We start from the raw sequence: 20,707 nt of genomic DNA, 5'->3' as shown, positions 1-20,707 counted from the left end.
CGGTCATCGCTCGAGATAGGGAAATTGGCGCGCGGACATCGCTTCGCGCGCTTCGGGCAGGGAGGGATGGCCGCCAATGAAATCGTCGGGGTAGTACGCCAGGTGACGCGCGCCCGCTGCCAACAGCAGCTGGCTATGCGCAAGCAGGACGCCATCGGGCAGCGGCTTGCCGGTGCGCCAATCCACGGTCTGCAGTTCGAAGATGGTGGTGTCGAAGCCACCGGGATGTTCACCCACGCGTTTGACCAGCTGTGCCAGCCAGGATTGCGGATCGTCGGCCTTCTCCATGTAAGGCATGGCCATCAAGGCGGTGTAGTCGTATGCCGCGGCGAATGCGTCCAGCCGTTGCGCGAACCAGGCTTCGCTGTGCGGTTCCAGCACCGGCTGTGCGAACAGGTTGCGCACCGTCACCAGCTTCGGGCGCCAGCGTTCAGCCGCGTTCTTCAACTGCTGGGTGAAGCCGATCAGGGCCTGGGTGCGCCGGGCCGGATCGCCATTGCCATAGGCGGGCAGCTCGTCGTCGCGCAGGTAGGCATCGTCGTGGAACAGCAGGCCTTCGAAATACGCATTGGCCGCAAGGTCTTCGTAGATATCGCTCACCAGTGTGCGCGTGCGCAGGTTGCCCGGATCCAGGCGCGGAACGTCTTTGGGGTCGTTGCCGCGAATCTGCAGGCTGGCCTGCTGCTGTGCATCGGGTAGACGAAATCCCAGCACCGGCAGCCAGGCGAATACGCGCACGCCGGCGCGGGTGCGCAGCTGCCAGGCCACCCGCCCGAACAGGTCCGCGCGCATCGGCAGATGCCGGTTGGGGAAATACAGCGCGTCGGCCGCACCGTCGCCATCCGGATCGGCGAAGGCCTGCAGGAACACATGGCTGGGGCCGATGTCCTTGATGCGTTGGACCAGGATGTCGAGGTTGCGCGCCAGCTGTGCAGGATCCGGGTCGTAGACGTAGTCCAGATCCACCTGGATGGCGCGCAGGCCGTCGCGCGAGAGGTCTCGGCGCAGTTCGCCGGCCAGATCGCGCACGTCGGGGTTGTTGAACAGCAGCAGGCGGCCCAGGCTGGCGAGCGACTGCCCGTCCACGCGGTCGCGCCCCTGCTGGCCGATGTCGGCTTCGTGCAAGCGGCCTTCCAGGTCGAAACTGAGCGTCATGCCCAGCTGCGCGGCGATGGCGTTGCTGGCGCGGTTGTAGGCGGCGTACGGCCACACCATCGCGCGCGGCGGTTTGCCAAGATGCGCCACCATCGCGTCGCGGCTGCGGCGCAGATCGGTCTGGATCCGCTGGCGGTAGTCCGCTTCGTTCTCGTAGCCGCTTTCCGCATGCCATTGGCGCGTCACTGCGGCAGGCGTCTGGTTGCCGAACGGATTACCGGCGATGCCCTTGTGCAGATCGTCGCTGTGCGAGCCGATTTCCACCAGGCCACTGTCCTGCATCTCGCGCAGTTGGGCCCAGGTCACGAAGTCGTCGCCGGTGAAGTCGCGCGGGCCATAGGGCACCACCTGGCCGGCAGGCAGTTCGACCCAACTGGTGACCGGTGCGACCAGCGCCGGATATCCATACGCCTGCAACAGCGGAAACACCCGCGTATACACGCTGCGCAGGCCATCGTCGAAAGTGAGCAACACCGGCCGCGAAGGCAGTGGGCGCCGGCCGGCGCGTGCATCCAGCACCTGTTGCACGCTCACCGGGTGATACGCATGCGAGCGCAGCCAATCCAGATGCGCAGCGAAGTTGCTGGTGGACACCGCATAGCGATCCGGGTCGCCCTTGGCTGCGACGTCGTCGCGGATATCGTGGTAGCTGAGTACCAGCAGGCCGGCCCGCGCCGACGAAGCGAAGCTCATCAGCAGCAGCGCGAGCAGCAACAGCGGCAGGCGGATCAAGGCGTACCTCCCCATCGGAAATCCAGGTCCAGTCCAAGTTGTTGTTCGCGCCGGCCGTCGTAGACCGGTCGCGACCAACTGACGCCATACGTCAGGGCGCTGCCATCGCCCAGCGACCACAAATGCCGGTAGGCCAGCGCGGGCACCCACTGGCTACCAAAATCCGACTGATAGGTCGGGCCGACGGTCACTTCCAACCGCTGCCGGAAGGCATAGTCGTAACGGCGCCAGCCGATCTGTTCGATACGCATGCCGGCAGTGACACCGGCGCTGCGACGCGGATTGAAATAATCGCCAACGCGGTCGTCCTCGGCGGCGGACACCGATGCTGCAAGCAGCCCGTCGAGCAGCAGATACGGATTGGCCCACAGCCGCTGGCTGCCGGAGAGATCCAGTTGATTGCGCCGGTTGCCATCGCTGTAGCGTAATCGCTGTGCCTGCAGCTCCCAGCGGCGTTCGTCGCTGGGGGTCCAACGCACGCTGGCGCCGATGCTGTCGGCGGTGATGCCACGGCGGCGTGCCTGCAACGAGGCCTCCGGATCGCGCGTGCGCCAGGCAACGCTGGCATACCATGCATCGGAGAAGCGCCAACCGGCATCCAGTGCCCATGCGGTGCCATCGCGGTCGAAGTCGTCCAGCGCGCGGCCGCCGTAGGCGCTGAAATCCAGGCGGTCGTAGCGGTAATGCGTGCCGAGCCAGAAGCTGCGATAGCGCACCCGCGTGTCCTGGAAATCCGCCCAATTGTCGCGGCCACGCAGGCCGACACGCCAGCGTTCGCCGAGCAAGGGCGATTCGGCTTCGAGCAGCGTTCCGCCGAAATGATTGCCCAGCGGCGACACCGCCGTGGTGCGCTCGTCGTTGTCGCTGCGACCCCAGGACTGGCTCAGGTGCACCTGCCAGCCGCGCTGGCGTTGCAGCGACGCGCCCAGCCGTTGCAGACCCACATCATCGGGATACTCGGTGCGCAGGGTCTGGAACTGTGCGTCGGCCAGGTCCAGCCGATCGAGATCGCGCTGGGTTTCGACCATGCCGCTGCGCGCCTGTTTCTGGTGCGGGTCCAGCGTCAGTGCGATCCGATTGCGCTGCAGTGCCTGTGTGGTGTGGCCGCGTCGGGCCTGGATCGACGCCAGCGCGGCCTGCAGCTCGGCATTGTCCGGGCCGATGGAAACGCGCTCGCGCAGCAGGCGTTCCGCGTTGCGATTGTTGTTGGCCGCGGAGCGCGCGGTGGCAAGCGCGATGTCGGCGCTGAAGCGGTCCCAGTTTTCGTAACCGCTGGTGGCACCAGCGCGTCGCGGCCAGGGAGCCTGCGTGGCGACCAGGCGTTCGAACACGGGCATTGCCGCATCGAAGCGCTCCTGTTCGAGCAAGGCGTAGCCCAGCAGGACCTGCGTATTGAAATCGTCCGGGTTGTGCTGCAGGGCCTGACGCAGCACCGCTTCGGCTTCGGCAGGGCGGCGCAACCCCATCAGCGAGTCACCGACGGTTGGCAGCACGTATGTGGGTACCTCGATGCCCTGCGCGCGCAACGCCTGGTACCCGGCCACCACATCGCGGTGACGCTGGTGCTGATTGAGCGCGATCAGGCGATCGATGCGCAGCCGCGTCGCCTCGCCGGCAACCTGCGGCGGTGCGCTGCGTTCGATGCGCGCCACGTTGGCCAATGCCTGATCGGTTTCCGCGTAGCGGTGCGCCGCATCGATCGGTTCGGCACTGGCCCAGCCGATCATGCGGGCGATGCGATCGTTGTCGAGACGGTCGCGTTCCTGCTGCGAGAACCAATCGGGATGACGCCAGACCGCTTCGGCGGCCAATTGCGCGCTGCCAAGGTCGCTAAGCGTGAATGCCCGCATCGTGTAGGCGCCCTTGTCGCGCGGGTCCTTACGCAGCACCCGCTCGTAGATCGCTAGTGCATCCGCATAGCGCTGCTGGCCACGGAGTCGCTCGGCCTGCTGCATGGGGGTCAAGGCGGAGGCGTCAGTCACCTCTGAGGGCCGCACTTCTTCGCTGCGCGCGGGGGGCGCACAGGTGGCAAACAATGCGAGGCCGAACAGGGGGGTGAGTGCGCCTAGGCGGTCAGGACGACCGAGCCGCACGGAATGCAGGCAAAGAACGGAAGAAGTTCACTAGCGATCCCGGCTATAAGGATCGGCGATACTGCGTATGCCCATGTAAAAACGACGTCGTCACAACGTTGGTGCGATGTTCATCGGTTGATTCCGCTAGCGAATGCCTGCGATGAAGGCGGTCGGAGCCAGGCACGGGCGGAACCGGTATTGCTTTGGTCGACTGTTTGCGGAGCGCGAGGCACAGCAAGGACATACCAGAGCTGCTTTCCCGAACATTGGCAGTTTCGGTGGAGTTGTTAGCGGCTTTGCCGAAGTTTCGTCTGCGATTGCGCAGTCATGCGATTCGATGCAGCAGAGTGAGGCCCGCTATTCTTCACTTTTAGTGTGATTTTCATCACATAAGTCTGATTGTCAGGCTTTTCCTACAGGGTGGCCCCTACAGCGCGCGTTGACGCACCATTGACGCGACCGCACAGTACCGCCGCACTCGCCGCGTCCTCGGTTGGCGTCGCCGTTCTGGCGGCCAGGCGTGGCGGTGCGGGCGGCGGCGCGCCCAGGCGCGACCGTGGCACAGGGGGCATGACAGATGTGGATGCGATCGGCACCGTTGGTGCTGGCGGCCTGCCTGTGGGCGGTCGCCAGGCCGGCGGCTGCCCAACAAACTGCGCCGACGAGCCTGGACCGGCAGGAACAGCTGCGTCAGGCCGAAGAGATCCAGCGCCGTCAGGAGCAGGAGCGCCAGGCGCCTTTCGCCGGCCCGCGCGAGGAGCCCGAGCGCGTGGACGCACGCAGCACCGTGCTGCCCAAGGAACAACTGTGTTTCCCGATCAATCGCGTGCGCCTGTCCGGCGCGGGCGACGACGCTGCACGCTTTGCGTGGTTGTGGAAATCGCTGCGCGGTTACCAGGGGCGCTGCATCGGCCGCACCGGCATCGACATCATCCGCCGCCGCGCCCTGGATCAACTGGTGGCGCGTGGTCTGGTCACCACCCGCATCGGGGTGCCCGAGCAGGATCTGTCGCGTGGCGAACTGCGCTTCGAACTGCTGCCCGGACGCCTGCGGGCGGTGCGTGTGGTTTCCGACACCGATGGCGCCGGCTGGAAGACGGCCTTGCCGTTGCGCGGCGGGGATCTGCTGGACCTGCGCGCGATCGAACAGGCGGTGGAGCAGTTCAAGCGCCTGCCGTCGCAGGACGCCAAGATCGATATCGCGCCGGGAGACGCGCCGGGCGAATCGGATCTGGTCATCACCCTGCAGCACGGCCGGCGCTGGCGCGGTGTGGTCAATGCCGAGGATTCGGGTGTGGACGCCACTGGTCGTGTGCAGGGTGGGCTGGATCTTTCGCTGGACAATCCGCTGGGCTTGAACGATCTGCTCAGCGTCGGCTACAGCCACGATCTGGCCAGCCGCGACGACGAGCGCGGCACCCGCGGCAACAGTCTTGGCTACAGCCTGCCGTGGGGCTGGTGGACGTTCGCGCTGTCGGCATCGTCCTACCGCTATCACCAGCGCGTGGACGGGTTTTTGCAGACCTTTCGCTCCAGCGGCCAATCCAGCAACGTGCAGCTGGATCTGCAGCGCATCTTGCATCGCGACGCCACCAGCAAGACCTCCGCCGGCGTGGTCATCGGCCGGCGGCGTGCGCGCAGCTACCTGGACGGGGTGGAAATCGGCATCCAGCGGCGCGATACCAGCAGTGCGGAGTTCTATCTCGCACATCGGCGCTATCTGGGCGCGCTGCAGTTGGATGCGCGGATTGCGCATCGGCGCGGTACGCCCTGGTTCGACAGCCAGTGGACCGATTACGACCCGCAGATCGGCTTCCCGACGTTTCGCTATGGCGTGACCACGCTGGATGTGAGCACGGCGCTGCCATTCAAGCTGGGCCCGGTAGCGATGGCGTGGGAAAGCAGCCTGCGCGCGCAGACCGCCGGCGAACTGCTGCTCGGTTCGGAATTCCTCACCATCGGCGGCCGCTACAGCGTGCGTGGCTTCGATGGCGAAGCCAACCTGGGTGCGGAAAAAGGCGCGTACTGGCGCAATACCCTGAGTTTCCCGATCCAGCGGATCGGGCTGACGCCCTACCTGGGCCTGGACGCGGGCCGCATCGATGGCACCAGTGCCAGCGGGCTGCGTGGTCGCAGTCTGGTCGGCGGTGCGCTGGGTCTGCGCGGCGGATGGTTCGGCGCCAGCGTGGATGCGTTCGCGGGTTGGGCCATTCACCGCCCCGACGGTTTTGCAAGCGCGCAGCCGGCTTACGGCGCGCGCGTGATCTACCAGTTCTGATTTGGATCGCGCTGCCGACCGGCAGCGCGCTGTGCTGATTGATGCCGCCGACAGGCGGCCAGAGAGAAACGATGGACATCGAAGCGATGAGCGTGCGTGATTACGTGGCCGAACAGGGCAAGCGCGCGGTGGCGCTGTTGCTCTGCGTCACCATCACCTGGACATCGTTCCCGGCATGGGCGCAGGTCGCACCGACGGCCAACCCCGGCGGGCAGACCCCGGGGCAACAGGTCGCCGCCAACGGCGTGCCGGTGGTGGATATCGTGGCGCCCAATGCGCGCGGCATCTCGCACAACCGCTACGGCACCTTCAATGTCGGCCCGAACGGGTTGATCCTCAACAACAGCGCACAGATCTCCAGGACCGAGCTGGGCGGCTACGTGGCCGGCAACGACAATCTGCAGCGCAGCGGCGCCGCCTCGCTGATCCTCAACGAGGTCACCTCGGCCAGCAGCCGTCTGCAGGGCTATACCGAAATCGCCGGCACCCGGGCACAACTGGTGATCGCCAACCCGAACGGCATCTCCTGCGATGGCTGCGGATTCCTCAATACCTCACGCGTCACCCTGACCACCGGCACCCCCAATCTCGGCGCCGATGGCGCGTTGAATGGCTTCAGCGTCACCGGCGGTGCGCTGACGATCGGCAGCAACGGTTTGGACGCGTTCGCCGTGGACCGCCTGGATCTGCTGTCTCGGCAGCTCGGTGTCGAGGGATCGATCTGGACCCGGGAACTGGTGGCCAACGCCGGCGTCGGTCGGGTCAGCTACGACGGCATGCTGCTGGATGTGCTGCCCGGTACCGATGGATCGCCGCCGTCGATCGGCATCGACGTGGCGCAGCTGGGCGGCATGTATGCCGACCGCATCCGCCTGATCGCCACCGAAGCCGGGGTGGGCGTGGTCAGCCGCGGCACCCTGGCGGCGCAGAGCGGCGATCTGCAGATCGACAGTGCGGGCCAGGTGAGTCTGGGCGGCACTGCGGTGGCGCGCGATGGCATGAATGTACGCGCCACCGGCGCGCTGGATCAGCGCGGCGTGCTCGGCTCGCAACAAGGCGACGTGCACCTGCGTGCGGCAAGCATGACGCTTGCGGGCGACCTGGTCGCCGCCGGCATGCTTGATGCACAAGCCGGTGGTGCGGTGGACCATGTGGGCCGCAGCAGCGCAGGATCGATCCGTCTGTTCGGTTCGCAATTGAATGCCGATGGCAGCCTGCATACCACCGGTGCGTTGGATCTGAGCGCCGATGGACTGTTGCGCAGCGGTGGCGTGGCCTATGGTGGTACCGGCGCCAATCTGCAGGCGGCGCAGATTGCGATCTCCGGCACCTTGCAGAGTGGTGCAGCGCTTGCGCTGAACGCCGATACCATCGATGCACTCGGCACGCTGGATGCGGCAACTGCATTGCGGATCAACGGCAATGGCGATGTGCGCTTGGCGGGACTGGCACAGGCCGGGCAGGGTGCCGGTGTGCAAGCCGGCGGCCGGCTGGAGCTGCAGGGTCAGTTGATCGCGGCCGATACAGTGGCGCTCGATGCGGCGAGCATCGACATCGCACAGCGTGGCGCAGTCTCTGCCGGTGGCGATCTTGAACTGCGCAGCGCAGGTGCATTGAACAATGCCGGTAGCGGCTACGCCGGCCGCGATCTGCGTTTGCAAGCAGCGTCCGTGACCACGTCAGGCAGTCTGTCTGCCGCACGCGACGCGCAGGCGGCGGTTGCGGGTGATCTGGTCAATCGCGGTATGTTCGTTGCGGGCAATGCGCTGACCATCGACGCGGCGCAGCTGGAAAGTCGCGGCGATATCGGTAGCCAGCGTGGGGAGGCCACGCTGCGCAGCCGTGGCAGTCTGGTGCTGAGCGGCAACACCGTGGCAGGCGCTGCCTTGGACCTGGACGCCGCAGCGGATGCGCAGGTATCCGGCGTCGTCAACGCCGGTCGCGTGAATCTTCGTAGCGGCGGCGATACCGCGCTCTCCGGTACCTTGCAGACCACCGCCGGTGGGTTGGTGATCGCCGCAGGCGGTGAGCTCGCCAGCGATGCCGTGGTGGGTTCGACAGGGGCCATCGATTTGCAGGCGAACGGCACGCTGCGTCAGCGTGGCCAGCTCCGTAGCGATGGCGCGTTGCAGTTGCGCGGCGCGGCGGTCGAGCACGATGGTGTCATCGATGCAGGTGGCACCCTGCGCATCGCCAGTGCTGCCGACCTCGCGTTGGACGGCACTGTGCAGAGCGCCGGCTCGGCGACATTGCAGGCGGGCGCAGCACTGCAGAACCGCGCGAAGGTGATTGCTGCCGGCGCACTGGATGTCGAGGCAGCCTCGCTGCGCAACGCGCAAAGTGGCGCGTTCTCGTCGGATGCCAGTGCGCGCGTGCGCACGGCCGGCACATTGGACAACGCCGGCAGCCTGTATGCGGCACGCGATCTGCAGCTGACCGCAGGTGCGTTCACGCAAAGCGGCAGTACCGGCTCGGGCAATACGCTTTCGGCCGCGATGAGCGGGTCATTCGACAACGCAGGCACGGTGGTCGCCCGCAATGCGTTACAGATCGATGCCGGCAGCGTACGCAGCAGCGGTCAACTCGGTAGCGAAGCTGCAGGTGTTCGTCTGGGCAGCCAAGGCGATATGACGCTGCAAGGCGTGGTTGCCGCTGCGACCACGCTGCAGGCCAGCGCCGCGGGCGATCTGCAGCAGGCAGGCTCGCTACGCGCGCAATCGCTGGCACTGCGTGCCGGGCGCGATCTCACGGCCGCCGGCAATCTGCAATCGGCATCCACGCTGGATCTGCAAGCGCAGCGCGCACTGACGTTTGCCGGGCAGGGACGGGCCGGTGGTGATGCTTCACTGCGCGCTGCCACGCTGACGACGCGCCAGGATGCGCTGCTGCAAGGCGCAGGCGCGATCGCACTGGACGGCGCAACCATCGACAGCCGCGGCACGCTGGATGCGGGCAGCGATCTGCAGATCCGCAGCCAGGGCGATCTGACGCTGGCGGGTGTGGCACAAGGCGGCCGCGACGTGAGCCTGGACGCCACCGGTACGCTCGGTAACGCGGCGCACCTCTTTGCCGGTCGCACTCTGTCGCTGCAGGCAGGCAGCCTGGATAACACCGTCAACGGTGTGCTGGCAGGCGAGGGCAACGTGGCACTGACCACCGTGGCGCAGCTCGACAACGCCGGCCGGGTGCAGGCCGGTGGCGACCTGCAGATCAGTGCTGCAAGCCTGGACCAGCGCGGTAGCGCGTCTGCGGGCAACACGTTGCGTGCGACGATTGCTGGCACGTTGGACAGTCGCGGCAATCTGGTCGCCAGGAACGCGCTGCAGATCGATGCGGGCACGCTGCGCAGCACCGGGCAGGTGGGCAGCGAAGCTGCCGATGTCACGCTGACCAGCCAGGGCGCGCTGCAACTCGATGGTGTGGTTGCAGCAGCCACTGGATTGCGTGCGACTGCGGGTGGCGATCTGCAGCAAGCCGGTTCGCTCAAGGCACAGTCGGTGACGTTGAGGGCTGGTCGCGACCTCACTGCGAACGGCACCGTGCAATCGGCATCCACCCTGGATCTGCAGGCGCAGCGCACGCTCGCCGTGAACGGGCAAGCATCGAGTACCGGTGACGCAAGTGTCACCGGAGCGACAATTCTGACGGGTGCTGCAGCCGTGCTGCAGAGCGGGGCCGCGATCAGCGTGGATGGCGGCTCCATCGATAGCCGTGGCTCGCTCGATGCGGCGACCGATCTGACTGTGCACAGCGCCGGTGATCTGGCGCTGGCCGGGGTGGTCCAGGCCGGGCGCGATGTTGCGCTGACGGCGACCGCTGCGTTGAACAATGGCGCTCAAGTCGTGGCGGCCCGCGATCTGCACGTGCAGGCCGCCAGCGCCAACAATGCCGCAACTGCGACCCTGGGTGCGCTCCGCGACCTGCGCGTCGATGTCGCCGGGGTGGTGGAAAATAATGGCAACCTGCACGGCGAGCGCGGCCTTGCATTGAACACCGGCACGTTGCTGCAGCGCGGCCGTGTCTACAGCGGGAATGCGCTATCGATCGCGTCGACGGGTGCATTCGAAAACGCCGGCCAGCTGGTCTCCGGCAAGGATCTGAGCATCGCCGCCGACAGCATCTTCAGCACCGGGCAACTCGGCTCGGTCAACGGCGCACTGACGCTGAGCAGCCAGAACGCGATCGATCTACAAGGTGTCGTGGCTGCGGCGACCACGCTGCAAGCCACCGCAGGGACCGATCTGCTGCAGGCTGGCTCGCTCAACGCGCAGGCCGTGACATTGCAGGCCGGCCGCGACCTCACTGCCGGCGGTACCTTGCAGTCCGCGTCTGCGTTGGATCTGCAGGCGCAGCGCAGCCTGACGTTGAACGGTCAGGCGCAGGCAGGCAACGATGCCAACCTGCGTGGCGACAACATCGCCACCGGCGCCGCTGCCGTGCTCAAAAGCGGCGTGCAGATCGCCCTGGACGGTGCGGCGATCGACAGCCGTGGCACGCTCGATGCCGGCGGTGATCTGCGCCTGCGCAGTACCGGCGCATTGGCGCTGGCAGGTGTCGCGCAGGCCGCGGGCGATGTCGTGCTGAGCGCCGATGGCAGCCTGCGCAATGCCGGGCAGGTGGTCGCCGGCCGCGATCTCACGCTGCAGGCGAGCGCCATCGACAACGCCGACGGAGGCGCCCTGGCCGCCGAGCGCGGCCTCGTGCTGACGACCGGCGCGTTGCAGAACGCCGGCACGCTGCAAAGCGGCGACGACCTGCAGATAACCGCCGCCAGCATGACCCAGAGCGGCACCGCGATTGCCGGCAAGGCACTGACCGCCGATGTCGCCGGGCTGCTGGACAACCGCGGCACCCTGATCGCCAAGGACGCGCTGCGCATCGACGTAGACAGCCTTCGCAGCAGCGGCCAGCTCGGTAGCGAAACCTCCACGGTGGTGCTGAGCAGCCGCGGCGACACCGTGCTGCAGGGTGTGGTTGCCGCAGCGAACACGCTGCAGGCCAGCGCCGGTGGCGATCTGCAGCAGGGTGGCTCGCTCAAGGCGCAGGCGCTCGCCCTGCAGGCCGGGCGCGACCTCACCGCCGCCGGCACGCTGCAATCGGCAACGCTGCTGGACTTGCAGGCCCAGCGCAGCCTGGTGTTCGACGGGCAGGCGGCCAGTGGCGGCAGCGCCAGCCTGCGTGGCGCCAGCATCGCCACCGGGCAGGCCGCCGTGCTGCAGAGCGGCGGCGACATCACCCTGGATGGCGCGGCGATCGACAGCCGCGGTGCACTCGATGCTGCCGGCGATCTGGCCTTGCGCAGCACCGGGCAACTGGCCGTCGCCGGCCTGGCGCAGGCCGATCGCAACATCGTGCTCAGTGCCAACGATGCGCTCAGCAACGCCGCCCAGGTGGTGGCCGGGCAGAACCTCACCGCCACGGCCGCCAGTGCGGGCAACACCGGCACGGGCGTGCTGCTGGCGCAGGGCGACGCCACCTTGTCCATCGCCGGTCTGCTCGACAATGCCGGCGCGGTGCGTGCCGGCAATCAATTGACCTTCGGCCTGGGCGCGCTGCGCCAGACCGGGCAGGCATACGGCGTGAGCGGCCTGGGGCTGACCGCGTCCGGTGCGGTGGACAACCGCGGCGGGCTGATCGGCGGCAACAGCCTGCGCGTGGAGGCCGGGCAGCTCAGCAGCAGTGGCCAGTTGGGCAGCGAACGCGGCGCGGTCGCGGTGATCAGCCGCGGCAATCTGCAGCTCGGCGGCAATCTGGCATCGGCAGGCGCCTTCTCTGCGCAGGCCGGCGGCACCCTGGCGCAAAGCGGCAACCTCAGCGCAGGCAGCACGCTGGAGCTGCGCGCCAGCAGCGATCTCACCGTGGCCGGCCAACTGGCCGCGCAGCAGCTCACGCTGACCAGCGACACGGTGCTGCGGCAGCAGGGCGTGGTCAGCGGTCACAGCGTGAGCCTGCAGGGCGCGCGCATCGAAAACGCCGGCCAGACCACCGCGGCGGGCGATCTCAGCCTGCGTGCGGGCGACATCGCCATCGCCGGTACCGTGGGCGCGGGCATCGCCGGCGATGGCAGCCTGGGCAGCGCCGGGACGTTGCGTCTGACCGCAGACCGTCAGCTGAGCGCATCCGGCAGCTTGCTCGCAGGCGGCACCCTGCTCGCGCAGGGCAGCCAGCTATCCCTGGCCGGCGCCACGACCCGCGCCACCGGCAACGTGGCGCTGACCACCGCCGGCAGTCTCGATCATCGTGGCGGCGATCTGCTGGCAGGCGGCATGCTGACCATCCAGGCCGGCGGTGCCATCGACAACGGCCGGCTCAACGGCGTCGGCGGGCAACTGCAGGCCACCCAGCTCGGCATCGACGGTGGCAGTTTGAACAACGCCGGTGGCCGTCTGGTCCAGAGCGGCGTCGGCCAGGCCCGCCTTGGCCTCGCCGGCGCGTTCGACAACACCGCAGGCACCGTCGCCAGCAATGGCCAGGACCTGACCATCACCGCTGCCAGCGTCGACAACACCCAGGGCCGCATCGATCATGCCGGCACTGGCACGCTCGCGGTCACCAGTCGCGGCGGATTGAGCAACGCCTCCGGGCGCGTGCTCACCCAGGGTCAGCTGACCCTGGGCGCTGCCGGCACGTTGAACAACCAGGCCGGCACGGTTGCCGCCGCAGGCGATGCAAGCCTGACCGCATCCAGCCTCGCCAATGTCGGCGGGTCGGTCGCTGCGCGCGCGCTCACCGTGCAGAGCGGCGGCGCGGTGGACAACCGCAGCGGGCTGCTGCAGGCCAGCGGCGGTGGCTTGAGCGTGCGCGCCGCCAGTCTCGCCAATGCGGGGGGCACGGTGCAGTCAGTGGCCAGCGGCAACCTGGGCGGTGGCCTGCGCATCGAGCTCGATCGTGGCCTGGACAACGGCAATGGCCTGATCGGTGCGAGCACCGATGCGGTCGTGACCGCAGAAAACATCAGCAGCGCCGGCGGCAGCCTGCAAGCGGCGCGCGACCTCGGCATCACCGCACGCGGCCAGCTGGACAATCACCAGGGCGGCAAGCTCAGTGCCGGGCGCGATCTCAACGTGGCAGTGAGCGGCGCACTGCTCAACGGCGGTGGCCAGCTCGACGCCGGCAACGCACTCACCGCCTCCGGCGCGCGCATCGACAATACCCAGGGCAGCATCGTCAACAACGGCGGTGGCCTGACCCGCATCGTCACCGGCGGCGACCTGACCAATACCAGCGGCAACCTGGGCGGGCGTGGCAGCGTGGTCATCTATGCCGCCTCCATCGCCAACAACGCCGGGCAACTGGTCGCCGCCGGCGATTTGATCGCCAACACCAACGGTTTGAACAACCAGGGCGGCAGCGTCTACGCCGGCGCCAATGTCCTGTTGCAGCGTGCGGGCGCGTTCCTGGACAACCGCAACGGCAGGATCAAGGGCGAGCAGTCGGTGCAGCTGTGGCTGCAATCGCTGAGCAATGCCGGCGGGCAGATCGGTGCCGGCAGCGTCAGCGGCGGAGCAGGCAATGTGCTGATCGACACCGTCGGCTTCGACGGCGGCGGCAGCATCCTGGCGCAGAACCTGCTGGATCTGACCTTGCGCGGGGATTACACCCATCGTGCCGGTGCCGATCTGGTCAGCAATGGCGACTTCAACCTGCGCGTGGGCGGCAACCTGGTCAACGAGGCCACGCTCAAGGCCGCGCGCCGGCTGGAGATTACCGCCAGCAGCATCAGCAACCGTGCCGGTGCCAACATCCTCTCCAACGACACCCGCCTCAATGGCGGTAACCTCATCGACAACGCCGGCAACATCTCCGGCAACGGCGCGTTGTCGCTGGTGGCCAACAGCGTCTACAACACCGGCAGCGTCGTCGGCGGCAACGTCTCGGTGAACACCGGCACCCTGGTCAACGGCGCCGACTTCGGTGGCGCCACCGGCAATGCGGCCTATGGCTCGGCCTTGCTCGGTTCGACCGGCAATATGAATCTTGTCGTGCGCGATCAGCTGCTCAACCGCGACGCACGCATCTTCAGTCTCGGCAATATCGCCATTGGTGCGGCGCAGGATGGCGGCGGTACGCTGGTCTCGCGCACTGGCGTGGTGAATAACCTGTCGGGCAGTATCGAGGCGGATGGGAGCATTTTGATTGCGGCGAATCAGCTGAATAATCGGAGGCGGGTACTGAGCACGAAAACGGGTCCGCTCAGCATTGCAGAACAAAATGAGATAAACGCCACCCTTCCCGAGGATGTGATTCGGGTAGATCCGATGCCGGAAGTCGATCCTGGTACGATCGTTCCATCGCTCTATGGCGGGCACACTCCAGGCATCTATCGTTCCTACGAAGTGGTCGAGCGTGAGCAGCTACTTGCCGCGAGCGCAGAGAGCCGTATTGCTGCCGGCAGTAACATAGGAATTGCCGCAAACGTTACTAATAACACTTCGACAATTGCTGCGGCAGGCGCGCTCTGGCTGAATCAGTACGGTGTTTCCGGCATCTCTGACAGCATTGTTTCCTTGGGAGATTCGGCGCTTAATCAGGCGCTCGGACTGCGTCAAACGGTTAATTACACTGACACTCAGTATATTGCGCAGGCCGTGTATAACGATTGTATGCAGCCTGTCGGAGGTCGCGTTCTTTGTTATTGGGAGACTTGGGAGAATGTAGTAGGCAGAGGGACTACCGATAGCAGCTACATTGCGTTGGGCGCCAGCATGACCGGCAACCAGGGCGTCAGCATCAACGGCGCGAACATCAGCAATGGCGCTGTCGGCATCGATGGGCGCGCGGTGAGCGGCGCGTCGCTGGCTGCGGTCGGCGCGCAAGGTGGCCTGAGCGGCCGCGGCAGGCAGAGCGCAGCCAGTGCGGGTCAGCAGGCAGTCACCGGGCGCGCCAATGGCGGCGCCAGCAGCATCCGGGTCGCCACGGGCACCTCCGGCAGCGCAGGCACTCAAGTCGGCGCCAACACGCAGGACGCCACGCTGGCCACCTCCGGCGGCATCGTCGCGATGTCGGTCGCGCCGGTGATGTCCAACGACAGCGGCCTGGCGCGCAGCACGGTCGATCAGGCCACGGTGCAGACCACCGCAGCCGGCACCGGCATCGTCGTGGGTGCCAATCAGGGCCGGGTGGATGTCGATCCGTCGAGCATCCCGGTAACCGAGCTTGTGGGCGGCGGCCAGACCTCGCTGGCGCAGATCGATCTGCCCATCGGCGGGCTGTATCGCCTGTCCAACGGCACCGCCACCGACCGCACCGCGATGGGCCGCGCGGCCACCAGCCTGGGCGGCATCAACGCCTGGCGCAGCAACGGCCCGGGCCGTCGTTACCTGATCGAGACCGATCCGCGCTTCGTCAACTACGACAACTTCATCAGCAGCGACTTCCTGCTGGACAAGCTGGGCGTGGACCCGGAGTGGACCCAGACCCGGCTGGGCGATGGTTTCTACGAGCAGCGCCTGGTGCTGGACCAGATCACCCAGCTCACCGGCCGCCGCTACCTGAGCAACTACGCCGATGGCGTGGCGCAATACCGCGCCTTGCTCGAGTCCGGCGTGGCCGCCGCAGGCCAGCTGCAGCTGAGCATGGGCGTGGGCCTGACTGCCGCGCAGGCCGCTGCACTGACGCAGGACATCGTATGGATGGTGGAGCAGGAGTACCAGGGCCAGACCGTGCTGGTGCCGGTGGTCTACCTGGCGTCCAACTCGCTGCAGCTGCGTGGCAACGGCGCGCTGATCGCCGGCGGCAACGTCGAACTCAACGCCACCAACGCCATGAGCAACCAGGGCGTCATCGCGGGCGCCGACGTCAGCGTCACCGCCGGCAACCTTCTCAACCAGGGCCGCATCAGCGGCACCGGCACGGTGTCGTTGCAGGCGCGCAACGACCTGCTCAACCAGGGCCAGATCCAGGGCCGCGATGTCGCGCTGGCCGCTGGCAACAACCTGGTCAGCGAAGCGTCCAGGGCCATCAACGGCGCCGGCATCCTGTCCGGCATCAGCGCCAGCAACACCTTGCAGCTGATGGCCGGCAACGACATGACCCTGACCGGCACCCGCGTGCAGGCGGGTGGCAGCGCGGCGCTGATCGCCGGCAACAACCTCAGCCTCACGCCCAGCGCTTTGCGTGACGACAACGGCCTGCTGCGCGGCGGCGACGCCGTCTCGCTCATTACGGGCAAGGACCTGATCGTTTCGGCCGGCAACGACCTGCAACTGCATGGCGTGACCATCAAGGCCGGCGGCAGCGCGGCACTGCAGGCGGGCAACGACCTCTCGCTGACGCCGGCCACTGGTCTCGACGGCAAGCCCACCACCCGCACCAGCATCAGCACCGGCGACAGCCTGCAGCTGACCGCCGGCAACGACCTGACCATCCGCCAGGCCGAGGTCAAAGCCGGCGGCGACCTGATCGCTGCCGCGGGGAACAATCTCAACGTCGTGTCCGTCCTCAACGAGACCGAAACCGATAGCTACAAGAGCCGCAACGGCAAGACCCGCGTCACCACCACCACGACCACGCAGACCATCGATCAGCAGGCGCTCACCGCCGGCGGCAACCTGATCCTCAGCGCCGGCAACGACGTCAACCTGGTCGCCGCAAAACTCGATGCAGGCAAAGGGCTGGGCGTCAGCGCCGGCAACGACATCAACGCCAGCACCCTGACCACGGTGGACACCAGCGATGTCCTGGAGACACGCAAGCGTTTCAGGCAGACCACCAGCACCCGCGACGAAACCGTCCACGGCACCGAGTTCACCGCCGGCGGCAACCTCGCCATGCAGGCGGGCAACGACATCACCCTCACCGCCGCATCGGCCGCCACCAAGGAAGGCGGCATCACCCTGGCCGCCGGCAACGACGTCAACCTGCTCGCCGCCAGCGAGCAGCACGATGCCGTGCAGGACATGACCAAGAAGAAGAAGGGCACGTTCAGCAGCAAGACCACTACCACTCATGATGCGTGGCAGGACACCGTGGCGGTCACCACCACGCTCAGCGGCGACACGGTGCAGATCGCGGCAGGCAACGACCTGCTGTCGCAAGGTGCGCAGGTGGCCAGTACGGGCGATGTGGTGCTGGCCGCCGGCAACAACCTCACGCTGGACACGGTGCAGAACACGCACAGCGAGGAACACGAAAAGACCGTCAAGAAGTCCGGCCTGTATGGCGGTGGTGGATTCAGTGTCGCCTTGGGCGTGACCAAGAAGACCGACGGCCTGGACGTCACCGAGGTCACCAATACCGGCAGCCTGGTCGGCAGCACCGACGGCTCGGTGACGATGACCGCTGGCAACAAGGTCGCCATCACCGGCAGCGATGTGCTGAGCGCCACCAGCACCACCATTGTGGGCAAGGAGGTCACGATTGCGGCGGCAGAAAACACCGTGGACACGGTGCAGACGTCCAAGCAGCAGAGTGCGGGTATCACGTTGGGGCTGACAGGGGGCGTGGTTGCAGCAGCGCAAGCGGCCTACAGCGCAACCAAACGTGGTTCAGAGGTAGAGGATGACCGTCTAAAAGCACTTTATGCCGCCAAGGCGGGTTACGCCGTCAGCGATGGCGTTGCCGAATATCAGGCAGCTGCGGCCGCTGGCAGCAGTATGGGCGGTGTGAGTCTACGCATCGGGATCGGTGCCAGCAGTGCGTCGAGCAAGACGACCACGCATGAGGAAACCACTGGTGGTAGCCGAATCCTAAGCGACGGCAACGTCACCATCGCGGCGACCAGCGGTGACCTGAATGTCATTGGTAGCAAGATCAATGGTGAAAATGTCGCGCTGTCTGCGGCGAACGATCTGAACTTGCTGAGCAACCTGGAGACCAACACCAACAAGTCGGAGAACAAGAACGCCGGTGGCGAGATTGGTGTCAGCGTCGGGACCACGACAGGTGTGTATCTCACTGCCTATGCGGGTAAAGGCAGTGCCAAGGGCAATAGTGACGTACACGCTGAGAGCGTGGTGACCGCCAACGACAGGTTGACTTTGGTCAGTGGTAACGACACTACGATCAAGGGGGCGCAAGCAGTCGGCGACAGAGTGCTGGCCGATGTTGGCGGTGACCTGCTGATCCAAAGTGAGCAAGACACCAGCGACTACAAGAGCAAGCAGCAACAGGCGGGCATGACGTTGGTGTGGGGCTTTAGCGGAAGCAGCGCGAGCTACAGCCAGCAGAAGGTCAACAGCAGCTACACCAGCGTGACCGAACAAAGCGGCATCCAGGCTGGCAATGGCGGCTTCGACATCACGGTGGGCGGCAATACGCACCTCATTGGCGGTGCAATTGCAAGCACGGCGGATGCTGCGCTCAATCGCCTGTCCACGGAAAGCCTGACGGTAGACGTTCTTCAGAACGAAGCCAAGGCAAAGGCATCGAATATCGGCGTGGGTGCGGGAACCAGTGGTGCCGGGTTGGTGCAATCGGCTGCAAGTGCAGGGCTGAGTGCTCTGGGAAGCGCCAATAGCAATGCAACGAGTACGACTCGCAGTGACATTGCTGCGGGTGCTATTGAAATACGTAACAAGGATCTCAGCGCCCTGGACGGTCTGAAGCGCAGCGCCTCAGTACTTGATGGCAATAGCGTCAAGGCGATTGACACAAACAAGTTGCAGGAACAGGTCGAGCTGAGCCAGGTTGCAGGCGAAGTCGGATTCCGTACTGCCAGGGAAGTAATTGCTGCACGGCGTGACGCGGCAACAGAAGAACTGAAGGCTGCCGCCGCGGACTATCAGGCAGCCACAACCGATGAAGAGCGTGCGGCAGCAGTGGTACGGCGTGACGCGGCTCAATCCAGCCTGAAGCAATGGTCCGATGGCGGCAACGCCAAGATGGCGACGCAGGTGCTGGCAGGCGTATTCCAGGCGAGCCTGGGCGGGGGCAGCGCTCTAGGGGCTGCTGCTGGTGTGGCTGCCAACGAAGGATTCCTGACCAAGCTATCAGGAGTTATCAACAAGGGTATGGATGGGGATGGTATCGCCCACGAAGGGGCGATGAACCTGGCCAGCATTGGCCTGGGTCTGATCGCTGGCGGTCTGATGGGGGATGCCACGTCGGGCGCCATCGCTGCCAACACGTCCCAGCAATATGGTTATTACGACTACCGTGACGGTAAGCGACAGCTGCTAGCCTCCGATGCTCTGCGTGAGATGGCGGGCGGTGATGAGGCTTTACTGCAAGGCATGCGTACGCTGATCAACGAGGCAATCAAGAATGGTGCAGATCCGGCCAGCCTTGCGGCCGCGCTTACGACGCCTGGCGTCGCCAACAACATGGCGGGCATGGCGCTGGTTGAAGCATCGGCACAGAAGGAATACGGCAAGAGTTTTGGTGCGCTCGGCGTGGAGGATCAGAAGATTCTTCTTGGCATGGTGGGCAAGGTCTATGTTGAAGGTGTACAGAGCATTGGCCCTGATGGCGAGCCTCTTGCTGCTATTGGAAGTGTCGAGAAGCTTCCAGCAGTAGAGGTGGTTGGTAAATCGTCCGGGGTGCTACTGCACGCCGGTCAGCTTGTCAGCGGGGTCATCGAGAGTGGTGGTCGCGGCGTTGAGAGGGCAAGCAACTGGCTGGGCCAAGACACAGCATTGGCGCTCGCTTACGTGGCGATGGCGGCTGCTGGCGGCCCGGTCAAGACCGTTGCGAGTACGCTGTTTGAAAACTCCGCGCCAGGAGAGTTCCTTCAAAGTGCTAAGCAGAAGTACTTGATCGACCCATTTGGTAAAGTTATTGGTACCTACGGCCTAGGGGCTCAAAACGAGCAGCAGCTTGATTCGGTTAAGCCCGCCAGCAGCGTGATGGCTGAGATGGGTGTCAACTCGGCGATGTCCGCAATTGGTGCCACGACAGCTGGCGCTGGTGCAAAGAGCGTCGTAGAAAGTGCTCAAGGTATTGGAGGTAAGATAGATGCAGCCAAAGATATAAAGGTTGAGCTGCATGAGATTTCCGATAATAATTTGACTGTCAAAATAGATTCGAGTAAGGCTGCTAAAGGTACGGCTGAGTATGATATTCTCAATAGCCCTGCAGCCAGGAGCCCAAACACTCGTTACGAGCTCGATAATGGTAATTCATTTAAGACGAATTCTGCGGGTCAGGTGGAAGAATTGAGTTTCACTCCTTCAAATGTGAAGGTGCCGCGTGATTCAAGACAGACGGCAGCAGGAAAAGAGGGACGCGATACTGACGTAGGTGGGCATGCCCAGGCCTGCAGCCAAGGAGGGTCGTGTGACGGATATAATCTTTTTCCTCAGGATTCTAACTTTAACAATTCGGCCTACAAAGTGTTCTATGAAAACGAAATAAAAAGAGCGCTTAACGATCCGGGGAGAGTGGTTGGCCAAACCACTATAAAGTATGGAAGAGCTAGGCCTGATTCTCCGCGCCCTGATACCTTGAGTGTGACTTACACGATTGATGGTAAAGTTAGAACGAGAGTGTTCGAAAATGAGTCAAAAAAATTTCCAGTGGATAAGTGAAG

4 protein-coding genes are annotated in these 20,707 nt (G+C 65.5%); 2 read left to right on the top strand and 2 right to left on the bottom strand.

The window, feature by feature from the left end; all coding sequences use genetic code 11:
- Positions 1-3: 3 nt before the first annotated feature.
- Together pgaB and pgaA are read right to left on the bottom strand one after the other, a co-directional pair.
- Positions 4-1,902, bottom strand: coding sequence for a poly-beta-1,6-N-acetyl-D-glucosamine N-deacetylase PgaB (pgaB, locus tag LL964_RS07055; RefSeq protein WP_104586383.1), 1,899 nt, complete (start codon positions 1,900-1,902; stop codon positions 4-6).
- On the bottom strand, positions 1,884-3,842 hold the full coding sequence (pgaA, locus tag LL964_RS07050; RefSeq protein WP_104586381.1) for a poly-beta-1,6 N-acetyl-D-glucosamine export porin PgaA: 1,959 nt from the start codon (positions 3,840-3,842) through the stop codon (positions 1,884-1,886). Before pgaA ends, pgaB begins: the two co-directional genes overlap by 19 nt.
- Positions 3,843-4,539: 697 nt before the next feature.
- Between pgaA and LL964_RS07045 the strand changes: the two genes are divergently transcribed.
- On the top strand, positions 4,540-6,240 hold the full coding sequence (locus tag LL964_RS07045) for a ShlB/FhaC/HecB family hemolysin secretion/activation protein (protein ID WP_104586379.1): 1,701 nt from the start codon (positions 4,540-4,542) through the stop codon (positions 6,238-6,240).
- Positions 6,241-6,311: 71 nt separating this feature from the next.
- The gene (locus LL964_RS07040; RefSeq protein WP_228329397.1) at positions 6,312-20,705 is read left to right on the top strand and encodes a two-partner secretion domain-containing protein; all 14,394 of its coding nucleotides are present in this window, start codon (positions 6,312-6,314) and stop codon (positions 20,703-20,705) included.
- Positions 20,706-20,707 lie beyond the last annotated feature (2 nt).

The organism is Xanthomonas melonis, from assembly GCF_020783655.1.
Taxonomy (GTDB): domain Bacteria; phylum Pseudomonadota; class Gammaproteobacteria; order Xanthomonadales; family Xanthomonadaceae; genus Xanthomonas; species Xanthomonas melonis.
Note: the sequence above shows the minus strand (reverse complement) of the source record. Positions and strands in the feature narration are given on the sequence as shown.